Raw genomic sequence first — 11,656 nt, 5'->3', positions numbered from 1 at the left:
AAAGGCTTTAAATGATTATTATTCCTGCACGTTTGGCATCTACTCGCTTTCCTCAAAAAGTTCTAGCAGATATAGGTGGCTTACCTATGGTTGTCAGAACCGCTCAACGTGTGGCACATCTCGACAGAGTTGTAGTAGCAGCAGATGATGAGAAAATAATCCAAGTATGTAAAGAATATGGCATCGAAGCAATGATGACATCAACTACACACAAAAGTGGGACAGATAGAATCCATGAGTGTGCGACTATTTTAAAACTCACAGATGATGAAATCATCATCAATGTTCAAGCGGATGAGCCATTTATAGAACCTGATGTTGTCGAGTCACTTATGAGTCAACTCAAACTGCTTCAAAATGAAAACGAACCTTTCATTATGGGAAGTTGCTACAACTCTATAAACGCGGATGCGGCAAAGGATCCTAACCTTGTAAAAGTTGTGCTCGATGCAGATCAAAACGCAATCTATTTTTCTCGTTCACAAATTCCATACAACCAAGGTGGTGGTGCAAAGTATTTTGGTCATATTGGTATTTATGGTTTTTCTAAAAAAAGTCTTCAAGAGTTTTGCTCACTTAGAGATGCTCCAATAGAAGATATAGAAAAACTAGAACAACTAAGAGCTATATACCATCAAAAGAAAATCAGTATGGTTAAGGTAGCTTCAACAGGATTTGGGATCGACACCAAGGAAGATTTGAAAAGAGCTATAGAGATATTTTTATAGCTGTAAATGATACGGCTACACTAATTCACACAAATAATACAAAGCTACTCTGAGTTAAAAGAAGAGGCTAAAGTGAAAGAAGTGGAAGGATGTTTGTGAAATTTCCAGCCTGATTAGTGTTAAAGTTCTCATCATATTTTATATTATTTTTATAAAGAGAATGTGCAGTAAGTATTATTTTTTGCATCAATTAAAGATAGGAGTAAACTCCTATGTGACTTTTAAGCCGCTTTAGCTAAGTACCGATTCATTACTTCTAACGAACTATTCAAAAGAAGTATAAATTAAAAATGTACAGAAGAAAGAACATATGAGTTCAGTAAGATATTATATTTAACACACTCACAAGAGTGCATTGTAAGTAATTTATACTGTTAAAACTCTGATGTTAGGTGCAAGCATTCTTTGTAGAATGGTCTCTATTGACTTATGTGTTCCGCCAGAAGAGTCGCAAGATGTACAAGCTCCTTGAAATTCTACATATACTAGAAGAAGACCATTTTGTTCTACTACGTTTAGTAGATCCATATCACCATTATCTTTCACCAAAAATTCTCTTATATTCTCTTCAATGACTTGGTCAATTGTATTTATTTTTTGAACCATTGTCATATTTTTAAACTTTTCGTGCTCATCCATAGATTATCCTTTTATTTTCCGTAAATTATCATCTTATGCTTAATATAAAATAATTAAAACTACTATCCATATATAGGTAAGATTATACTTTGGAAGTTATTTATGCAAATAAGTCGCTTAACTCTGGATGTTTCTCTTGGTATTTCACTATGTAAGAGCACTGAGCTACAGCTTTTTTATTTGCTTTTTTTATCTCTTGAAGTACATCTTCTAAAAGAGTCCGAGCTAAACCTTTGCCAGCTAATGCTTCTGGCACGACTGTATGTGTTAAGTGCATATTCCCATTTTGATCATCATATGTGATGTATGCAACATGACCTTCTATATGGTATTCATATTTGCATTCATCTGCATTGTGTATTAATGTATTTGACATTTTTTATATCCTTTTGTTGCCTTCAAGTATTTTAACATTTTTGACTTTATGAAAAACTTTAGTATATAGAGAGAACTAGAGCCCCAATTATTATAGCAAATCTTGAGAACTTATCTTGTACTGGAAGAGGACGGAATCTCTCTAGTTGTTTGGTAAAATAACCAGTAATATCTAAAAATGCTATCCATCCTTGAGCACCAAGAGATGAAACAAATATCATAAGAAATACTAGTTTACTCATTTCTATAATTGAGTCCATTATTCTACAAAACTCTCAGGGTTATTTGCCATAAGAGTTTGTAGTTTTTCATACTCATCTTTTGGTAAGTTCTCTACATTAGCTTTATCAAGAATCACAACATTTGATATGTCATTAGTCTCGTCATCTTTACGGAAGTACTTAAGCACACATTTTCCGCCTGCAAAAACTTCATGTTTGATTATTTGTCCAGCTTCATTATAAGTGATATTAGCACCATGTAGTTTTCCATTATCATAAATTTTACTACTTTTCATAGCTCCTGCTTTAGAAACAAAGTACTTTATCTCTTCACCTTGTCTCTTGTCTTCTACAAAATGGTCTAACTTCGTTTGAACGCCATTTATATTAAAGTACTTAATCTTTTTAATTCCATCTGTTAGGTAAATGAACTCTTTTACATAAGCATCTTTTCCGTCATAAAAATGTTTGGTAACAAATGTGTCACCTTCTATATATGTTTCAGTTTGAATATTTCTACTTGGATGATTAATAATTTTTTGATTTTCTTTCATGCTAATCCTTATGGATGCAATTGTAGCATAAAGCAAGTTCTAGTGCCTATAAATAGGTATAATATCCTATATGATTAATCTACCAATACATGAAGTCTTAGAAGAGCTTAAAAGCTCACTCAGAACTAATGCAACACTAATACTACAAGCTCCTCCAGGTGCTGGAAAGAGTACAGCTGTACCCATCTCTTTTTTACAAGAAGCTTGGCTTGGCGAAAAAATAATTATCATGTTGGAGCCACGTAGAGTGGCTGCTCGTATGGTTTCGACTCAAATGGCAAGACTTCTTGGTGAGGAAGTAGGACAAAGTGTCGGTTACCAAGTAAAAATGGATAGCTGTTATACTAAAAAAACTAAGATACTTGTAGTGACTGAAGCTATTTTAGTCCGTAAACTTCAAGCCAATCAAACACTTGATAATGTAGCTATGATAATCTTTGACGAGTTTCACGAGAGAAGCATTCATACTGACTTGTCACTTGCCCTTTCTTTACAAGTTCAAGAACTTCTCCGTGAGGATTTAAAAATACTCATAATGTCCGCTACTTTAAACGCAGAGGAAATTTCCAGCTTACTTGGAAGTGTGCCTGTCATCACTTCAAAGGGTAAAATGTTTGATGTTGAGAACATATATCTTGACATCAAAACGAAACAACCAGATACAAGGTCTTTAAGCACCCTACTATTAAACACTACTCTCAAAGCTATAAAAGAGAATGATGGCGATATTTTAATATTTTTAGCAGGTGTCAAAGAGATTAAAACCTTACAAAACCTACTTTCAAGCTCTTCGCTCTCACAAGATATTTTACTCTTACCACTCTACTCTTCCCTCCCAAAGAATGAACAAGACAAGGCAATACTCAAATCTTCAAAACGCAAAATTATTTTAAGTACGAACATCGCGCAAACCTCTCTTACAATAGAAGGTGTAAAGGTAGTCATAGATTCTGGTTTAGAAAAACAATCCAGATACAACTATGCAAATGCTATGGACCATTTAGAGTTGGCGTTTATATCTAAAGATGCGGCAGTGCAGAGAGCTGGTCGAGCGGGTAGACTCTCAAGTGGAAAGTGTTATAGACTTTGGCATGAGTCAAAAGTACTCCAGCAATCAACAAAGCCTGAAATACTCCGAGCTGATTTAAGTTCCCTTGTTTTAGATTTGTCTTTATGGGGAGTTGATGAGTTTGATGAATTGAAATTTTTAGATATTCCAAATACCAATATTATCCAAAATACTAAAGAGGTTTTAAAAGAACTGGCAATGCTCGATGATTCCTTTAAAATCACTCAGTTTGGAAGAGACGCACTAAGTTTAGGTCTTCATCCAAGATTTTCTTACATGATTTTAAAAGCGAATGATTTAGGCTTTGCATATGAAGCCTGTCTTTTAGCCTCACTTTTAGGAGAGAAAGACATCTTTAAAAACTCCACTAGAGATAGTGACTTGTTATCACGGTTTATACATCTGTTTGAAAAAGATTTTGATAGTGTTTACATAAACAGATATAAGGCTAAAGAGGTTATAACCGGAGCCGATTTCTTTTATAAAAAACTGAAAAATATTAAACAAGTAGCAAAAAAGAATACTTCACTTAACCAAGAGATGGTTAGCGTTTTACTTCTTTTTGCTTACCCAGATAGACTTGCCCGTCTACGAGTGAAGAACGATAACAAGTATGTCCTTAGCAATGCGAAAGGGGCTATCATTCACGAAGAAGACACTCTCTTTAATGAAGAGTACTTAGTAGTTGCAAACCTCAACGCACACGATAGAGACTCTTTTATAAACATGGCTCTTAGCATATCTTTGCAGGCTATAGAAGAACACTTTTCTGCGTTTATAGTAACCAAAGAGTCCATCACTTACAACAAAGAGGCGAAGAAGTTTGACATCAGAGAAAGCTCTTACTTCCTACAACTACTCCTACACTCCAAACCAAGTCAGTCTACATCTAAACTAAACTTTAAAGTGCTCCTTTTAGCGCTGGTAAAAAAGGAAGGATTAGAAATACTCACTTGGGATAAAAAAGCTACAAGATTAAAAAATAGAGTAAACTTTTTAAACCATCATAGAGAATTTGTAGACTTTAATGATAAAACTCTACTTAAGACACTTGACACTTGGTTAGAGCCCTTTCTCTCAGGTATAACAACCATCAAGGCTCTGGAGGCCTTAGACGTTCATGCAATGCTCCTTTCTCTCCTACCTTGGGATATACAACAACTACTTGACACTATGGCACCCTCAAGTGTAAAGGTTCCAAGTGGCTCAAACATACATATAGATTACTCCGACTATGAAAAACCATCTATGAGCGTGAAAATACAAGAAGTTTTTGGACTTCATGAAATGCCAAGAGTCCTTAATGGAACTATTGCTTTACAAGTTCATCTGCTTACTCCGGCAATGACTCCTATGCAAATCACTTACGACCTCAAAAGCTTTTGGGAAAATTCTTATTCTGAGGTGAGAAAAGAAGTCAGAGGAAAGTATAAACGCCACTACTGGCCAGAAGATCCTTTCCAAGCGATTGCCACGAGTAAAACAAAAAAACATATGATGAAAATAACAACAGAGTAATATTAGCTATAATTCTATTAAATATTTAAGGACTACCATTATGAGCGAAGAAAACGAACAAACACCTAAGAAAAAATACTACGACTACATTAGTGTTGGAAACCGTACTCCGCAAAGAGCTTACTTTGTACAACAGCACGACAAAAATAAAATGTTTGAAGAACTTCTCAAAGAGATGAATGATAAACAGACTTTAGTAATTGTTAAGAGTAAACGCGGTGCCGATAGTTTGATGGAATACCTTAAAGCACAAGGTATAAACTCCATTAGTATTCACGGTAATCATAGAGCTTCTCAGATAGTAGATGCACAGACTGCATTTAATGCAAAAAAGACAGCTATACTCATCACAACAGATAGAATCTTTGAGACGATGACTCTTGAAGATACTCGACTTCTTATAAACTATGACCTTCCAATAGATGCACCAGACTACTTTTTACGTCTGCGCCAGGTCGATGAAGTGGGAGAAAGCATCTCTCTTATAGACCCAGAAGATGAAAATATGTTAGCTATGGTAGAACTAATGATGAAATGCGAAATGAAAGAAGTTGAGATTAAAGGGTTTGAACACACAAACCGTGTACAAAGTAGACCAAAAGACAAAACAAAAAAACCACGTCATCAAAAAGTAAAACAAAGAGCAAAAAGAATAGCTGAAATAAAATCTAAATGGATTCCAACTGAAGATGTTAAATAAATTCTATCTTTAATGCCTAACTACCGTATATTTTATGGTAAGAAGTCATTCTTGTAGATACTTTTTTAAGATAGTTTTGAGCCTCAGGCCATCTTAAGTCTTTACGAAGTTTTTTATAAACCTGTTCTGCTGACATCTCATTTATAAGTGGAGCAGCCTTGTTCATATTGTACTTTTTAGTAAATGCCCAAGCAATATTTCCAGACCCTGTGTTATAAGCTGCAATTGTACAATACATACGACTTTTAGGGTCTTTTATCTTTCTAAGGTATTTGAAGTAAAGTATATGTAAGTAAGCAGTTCCCATTGTAATGTTCTGAGTACTATCATATAAATATTGCCCTGTTACTAACTTCTTTTTCTTGTATAAAAAGTTATATGCATCTATACCAGCAGTTTTTGGAACTATTTGCATTAAACCAAATGCAGGAACATGAGACCTAGCTCTTGGGTTGAAGTTACTCTCAGAATGCATAATTGCAAATACTAAAGATACTGGAAGTTTCTGCTTTTTAGCATTTTTCATGATTACATTTTTATATACTTCAGATCTTTTCACCATAGCGTTTGATGGCATTTTAACTTGTATACTATATACTTTTTTATGTTTTACTTTATCTGACTTTACTACTTTCATTTTTTCATCTGTTATGTTTTTCTTTACATATATAAAAACACTTTTTTTAGTTGGTGGTTTTTTAAAGATTACAGTTGAGAGAATTGGTTCTGCTTTTACCTTACCGTCAACAACTCCACTAGGTTTCTTAAGTGCATCTAACTTTACTTCTAGAGGATCTGTTTCTTGTACTGTTTTGGTGTCAACTGTTACAGCTTTTGCAAGGGCAATTTTAAGCTTTGTTCTTGCCTCTTGGGGAGATGATGCTATAGTCTCAACCGTGATTGTTTCTTTTGAGAAGTCGACATCCGTTCTCGTCTTCTTATCTTTAGTATAAGAAACCCAAGCTTTTTTTGTTGACATTTTAGGTTCACTCCAGAGTGCACCAACCTCTTTTTTATAGTCTGCAAAAGCTTTCATTTGATCTTTTTGATACTTTTTGAAAGCTGCTTCTTGAGTAGTTTTGTAAGAGTCAAAACCTGACATCTGCTCTTTTCTAAATTCTTCAGCTGTTTGTGCCATAAGAAAACCAGCCAATGATGTAATTACTAAGAATATTTTAAACAACGGAGACCTTTTTTTTTTAATTCTAACATAATTAACTTGAATGAACTAGATAAATAAACAATTTAGTTATAACATTTACAAATTCATCTATTTCTTTATTTATGCCTTCATAGCTTACAAGTCCCGTTTGTAACTCTAAACATATAGTATAGGTATTCCTCTGGGTACTCTTTATGTATTTTAATGAGTGAAACATACTTGCAGCGGTAGGCCCTTTAAAGTATTCATATGTTCATCTTCATTATCTTGTGTTATTCTAGCTATTTTAAAATAGCGATTTAGAAAATGTTGTTTGTTTATCTTGGGGCAGTATAGTATTCTTTCTTCTCAATGCTAACACAAAAATATAGTCATTTAATAGTTTTATAACCTTTATCAATCCAACCCCAATTAATACCACCATCTAATTCATAAACATTTATATACTTAAGTTGTAAAGTGAGTAATCTACCAACTGCTTTTGTTCTTCTTGCATGAGCACAGACTAAGATAAAAGGTTGTTCTTTATCTGTGACAATCTTTGTAAATGCTGCTAAGAAACCATCAGTGTCATATCCACCTTCTTCATCAAAAAATGTGATTTTATGACTTCCTTGAATAACTCCAAAGTGCTCCCACTCATCAGATCTTCTGATGTCAATAATTTCATATCCTTGTTCTACTTTCTCATTAAAATCTTCTGCAGTGAGAGAAATAAAAGGCCCATCATCTAACATAAACATCCTTTGTATAATAGTTTAATTACTAAACGAATTTTATGTAACAAATGCAAAATATTTCTACTCTTTGTTAATATAATATATAAATTAAAGAGTATCATAAGAGTAATTTAGAATATGCTTGACTATTAGATATGATGGTGCGACTAAGACAAAGGAAGATCAGAGCATGAAATAGCAAAAGCCGTATTGCCAATGCATATACAAAAGGCCATTAATAAAAATACTCCAAACAACTCCCTAAAACAAGCACTTTAACAGCACTGTTTAGCTAAAATAACTACTATAAATAACACATTTTCAGATATATTGCCAAAGAAGGTAAATCAGTACTGGAAGATGCTTCTCTTATTAAAAGCGATAACACTCAAATCAACTACACCTTCAAAAAGAAAAATCCAAAAGCTGTTAAATGCCAGGGAGTATACAGCTTATAAATATAAAGAGATAGATGATACAAAGATGACTAAAGAGCTTCAATATATCTAATGCTGATGGGATATCTTATCAATTTAGAATATTTGAAAGTGGATTTATTTAAATATTTGTAAAATTAGAGGGTGATATGATGCTTGTTGTTATGCAGTGGTCCCATTAAAGATCAAAAAGACACCTCAGTCTGAATTTTATAAAATATAGTATCATTTCATATTATATATTTAACTCTAGAAAAAGGACTAAATTGTTAAGCAACCTTATATCTATTCGTATGATAACCTTGACTTTTCTTTTTGCAATTTTTGCTTATCTTGGTAACTATTTAAATCTCCCTTTCTTTTTTGGAATAGATTTTATCTTTGGTTCTATTGCTGTAATGCTAAGTATTGCCTATCTTGGTTTTATACCTGGTATAATCGCTGCACTAGCAGGTGGCTTATATACTCTCCTTCTTTGGGGTCATCCATATGCAATGATTGGGTTTATATGTGAGGCTATTTTTGTAGGTTTATTTTATAAAAAGTTTTCAAATAACTTGGTATTAACTGATTTTATATACTGGGTTTTTATAGGGTTGCCGTTAGTATTATATTTTTATATGCAACATCTAGGTATGAATTTTGACACAGCTATCTTTATAGCCTTAAAACAGTTTATTAATGGAATTTTCAATACTTTAATAGCTGGAATAATCATACTACTATTACAACTAAGTCCCTATACTTTTATAGCTTCATTGAAAAAAGTAAGTTTGGGTTATCTGCACTTTTCCATATTTTTAATAACTATTACTCTTGCAGCAGGTATTCCAATAATACATGGTGGTTATAGCGATAAATTTGAAAAAGAACAATCATTATATACATTGCTTCATCAAAATTCCACAGAATACTTTGAATATTTGAAAAGTAAATCTAACCTAAAAGATCATACGAACTTGAATTATTTCCACTTAAAAGACTTTACCTTTAAACTTCAAGAAGTTGATGGCGAAGTGATTTATTCACAAGGTGAAATTCAAAGTGATGTAAAGACGGGAGAAATTTTCAATACAGACATAGATGGTTTGGATATATGGTTACCAAATAATGACCTACCGACAATGAAGCGCTGGAAAACAGGAGTATACTATGCATCTTTCAGATCAAAAATGGAGGATAAGAAATACATCCTAACAATTGAGTTTATTGCAAAAGATTTAGTCCTACAACTTGAATCAAATAAATTAAAATATTTTATTTCTTTAAGCATAATGATATTCTTTGGAATTCTATTTTCATATTTTGTTAGTCGATGGATGTCACATTCAATTCGTGAAACTGCAAGCAAGAGCAGAACAATATCTAAAAGTATCTTAGAAAGTAAAGATATTAAATTTACTTCTTCTTTCATAGAGGAATATGATGTTTTACAAGAGTCTCTTCAGATAATGACAAGAGAGGTCTTAAAAGGTGTTAAGGAACTTAATGATTTAAATGACACTCTTGAGCACAAAGTTTCTAAGCAAACGGCAACATTATCCAAAGCCAAGGAACATGCCGATTCAGCTAATGCTGCAAAATCAGAATTTCTAGCAAGTATGTCTCATGAAATTAGAACACCTATGAATGGTGTTATCGGAATGCTTAGAATGTTATCTAAGAGTAAATTAGATACGGCTCAAAAAGAACATGTAAATATTGCAAATAATAGTGCCACTTCACTTTTAAGTCTTATTAATGATATTTTAGATTTTAGTAAAATTGAAGCAGGTAAATTAGATATTGAAAATATAGAATTTGATATTTATAATGAACTTAGAGAATTCATAGAACTTATGAATTTTAAAGCAGAAGAAAAAGGTTTAGAACTTATACTTGATATGTCCGAACTAGCAGCAAATATAATTATTTCAGATCCCACAAGATTAAGACAAATAATGAATAATTTAGTAAGTAATTCTCTTAAATTTACTCATAAAGGTCAGGTTAAAGTTAATGTAAGCTTAAAAAAGCAGAATGAAACAAGTGCCATCTTAATAGTGGAAGTTGAAGATAGTGGCATTGGTATTCCTCAAGAGAAGATTGATAGTTTATTTAATTCTTTTTCTCAATCAGATAAATCTACTACAAGAGAATTTGGTGGTACTGGTTTAGGACTTACAATTGCGAAAAAATTATGTGAACTTATGGGTGGAAATATAAAAGTTCAAAGTGAGCTAGGAGTAGGTAGTAAATTTAGAATACAAATAGAGGTTGGGTACAACGAAGACTCTCAAATGGTCCAAAATAAAGCTGAATCCCAAGCTTTAAATTATAAGAATGAGGTTAAATTACTTTTAGTTGAAGACAACAAAACAAATCAAATGGTTGCCGAGGCTATATTAGAAGAGTTTGGCATAGAGATTGACATAGCCAACAATGGTAAAGAAGCTATAGAGATTTTACAAGCAACACCAGCAGGAACATACGAGTTTATTTTGATGGATTGTCAAATGCCTGTTATGGATGGTTATGAAGCAACAAGAAATATTAGAAGTGGAGATGCTGGAGATATTTATACAACTATACCAATCATCGCAATGACGGCAAATGCAATGAGAGGTGATAGAGAAAAATGTTTTGAATATGGGATGGATGATTTTATAACAAAGCCGATTGATTTAAAGTTACTGCAACAAGTACTTGTTAAGTGGATTGAAGATAAGGATGTTACACTTGTGGTGTAATTTATCAATCTTTCTAAATCTTTGATTAGCAAAGTTGGCACTTTGTCTTGGGTTTATAATAAAAGCATATATGTTTTTATCAGCACAGAATCGTTTTAATAATGCCGAATAAGAACCTGTAGGTTCAAAAATAATGACTAAATTAGCGATGTTTTTTTTTAAGATTTTTTCAATTTAGAGTACAAAGATATTAAAGCTTTTTTACTATTTTCTATACTAATATTCTCATCTTTGATGGGGGGGGTATAAACTTGTAGGGTCGCTTTTGAAACATCAATTCCGATATAATTAAACATAAGAACCTCCTAGTTTTAGCACCCTAAGAGTATTTCCTCACTTCGTTCACGGCAAGAGTTCGTTAGGGTGAAGTTTAACTTCACCTGAATAGCCGCTAAACCTAATTTCACCTCATAAAATTCAGTCTGGAAATATCCGACTTAGTTACCACTCAAATTTTTAGTTTAGCTATCTGACTGTGAAACAGACACAATAGAATTGGTCTTAGGGGTGTATCAATATGCTAAAGTACTCTTCTTGTTTTAATTATAGCTTTTTAAAGCATTGCTTACTATATGAGAGGTGTAGCTCAAAAAAAGAACATCCGAGTATAGTGCATAAAATTTAATTTCTTGATGCTCAGTCAAACTATCATTTTCGTTTTAAGAAAATTTATCGAAGGTATAATAACTAATTTATGTCATATACCCTATCACAACATAAGATTTACCTTAGTAACTAGAGAGTAAAGCTCTGGCTACTAAGGTAAAATATAAACTGGAATGTCCCCTATAAAATAGACAGACAT

At 32.8% G+C, this 11,656-nt stretch carries 11 protein-coding genes; 5 read left to right on the top strand and 6 right to left on the bottom strand.

Annotated elements, in window-relative coordinates:
* The first annotated feature begins 11 nt into the window (after positions 1 to 11).
* Positions 12 to 728: a 3-deoxy-manno-octulosonate cytidylyltransferase gene (gene kdsB, locus HOG88_RS08640; protein WP_295005230.1), complete on the top strand. Its 717-nt coding sequence runs from the start codon at positions 12 to 14 to the stop codon at positions 726 to 728.
* 366 nt (positions 729 to 1,094) lie between these two features.
* Here the strand turns inward: kdsB and HOG88_RS08635 are convergent, their stop codons facing one another.
* The 4 genes from HOG88_RS08635 to HOG88_RS08620 all read right to left on the bottom strand — a co-directional run bounded on the left by HOG88_RS08635 (position 1,095) and on the right by HOG88_RS08620 (position 2,517).
* On the bottom strand, positions 1,095 to 1,367 hold the full coding sequence (locus tag HOG88_RS08635) for a NifU family protein (protein WP_295005229.1): 273 nt from the start codon (positions 1,365 to 1,367) through the stop codon (positions 1,095 to 1,097).
* Between the two features lie 100 nt (positions 1,368 to 1,467).
* Positions 1,468 to 1,743, bottom strand: coding sequence for a GNAT family N-acetyltransferase (locus HOG88_RS08630; RefSeq protein WP_295005227.1), 276 nt, complete (start codon positions 1,741 to 1,743; stop codon positions 1,468 to 1,470).
* A 58-nt stretch (positions 1,744 to 1,801) separates the two neighbouring features.
* The gene (locus HOG88_RS08625) at positions 1,802 to 2,002 is read right to left on the bottom strand and encodes a hypothetical protein (RefSeq protein WP_295005225.1); all 201 of its coding nucleotides are present in this window, start codon (positions 2,000 to 2,002) and stop codon (positions 1,802 to 1,804) included.
* On the bottom strand, positions 2,002 to 2,517 hold the full coding sequence (locus HOG88_RS08620) for a hypothetical protein (protein ID WP_295005223.1): 516 nt from the start codon (positions 2,515 to 2,517) through the stop codon (positions 2,002 to 2,004). The genes HOG88_RS08625 and HOG88_RS08620 overlap by 1 nt, the downstream gene beginning before the upstream one ends.
* 70 nt (positions 2,518 to 2,587) lie before the next feature.
* Between HOG88_RS08620 and hrpB the strand changes: the two genes are divergently transcribed.
* Complete coding sequence (gene hrpB, locus HOG88_RS08615) at positions 2,588 to 5,104, top strand: ATP-dependent helicase HrpB (RefSeq protein ID WP_295005221.1); 2,517 nt, start codon at positions 2,588 to 2,590, stop codon at positions 5,102 to 5,104.
* A 40-nt stretch (positions 5,105 to 5,144) separates the two neighbouring features.
* Positions 5,145 to 5,804 carry a DEAD/DEAH box helicase gene (locus HOG88_RS08610; RefSeq protein WP_295005219.1) on the top strand — a complete coding sequence of 220 codons (660 nt, stop codon included), beginning with the start codon at positions 5,145 to 5,147 and terminating at the stop codon, positions 5,802 to 5,804.
* A gap of 16 nt (positions 5,805 to 5,820) precedes the next feature.
* On the opposite strand, the gene HOG88_RS08605 is transcribed toward HOG88_RS08610, so the two are convergent.
* Together HOG88_RS08605 and HOG88_RS08600 are read right to left on the bottom strand one after the other, a co-directional pair.
* Complete coding sequence (locus tag HOG88_RS08605; RefSeq protein ID WP_295005217.1) at positions 5,821 to 6,987, bottom strand: murein transglycosylase domain-containing protein; 1,167 nt, start codon at positions 6,985 to 6,987, stop codon at positions 5,821 to 5,823.
* 350 nt (positions 6,988 to 7,337) lie between these two features.
* Entirely contained in the window at positions 7,338 to 7,703 is a 366-nt protein-coding gene (locus tag HOG88_RS08600; protein WP_295005215.1) for a rhodanese-like domain-containing protein, read from the bottom strand.
* 342 nt (positions 7,704 to 8,045) lie between these two features.
* Here HOG88_RS08600 and HOG88_RS08595 point away from each other — a divergent pair, with 342 nt between their 5' ends.
* Together HOG88_RS08595 and HOG88_RS08590 are read left to right on the top strand one after the other, a co-directional pair.
* Complete coding sequence (locus tag HOG88_RS08595; protein ID WP_295005213.1) at positions 8,046 to 8,195, top strand: hypothetical protein; 150 nt, start codon at positions 8,046 to 8,048, stop codon at positions 8,193 to 8,195.
* A gap of 193 nt (positions 8,196 to 8,388) precedes the next feature.
* Entirely contained in the window at positions 8,389 to 10,851 is a 2,463-nt protein-coding gene (locus HOG88_RS08590; RefSeq protein ID WP_295005211.1) for an ATP-binding protein, read from the top strand.
* Positions 10,852 to 11,656 lie beyond the last annotated feature (805 nt).

Source organism: Sulfurimonas sp. (assembly GCF_018698455.1).
GTDB lineage: Bacteria > Campylobacterota > Campylobacteria > Campylobacterales > Sulfurimonadaceae > Sulfurimonas.
Note: the sequence above shows the minus strand (reverse complement) of the source record. Positions and strands in the feature narration are given on the sequence as shown.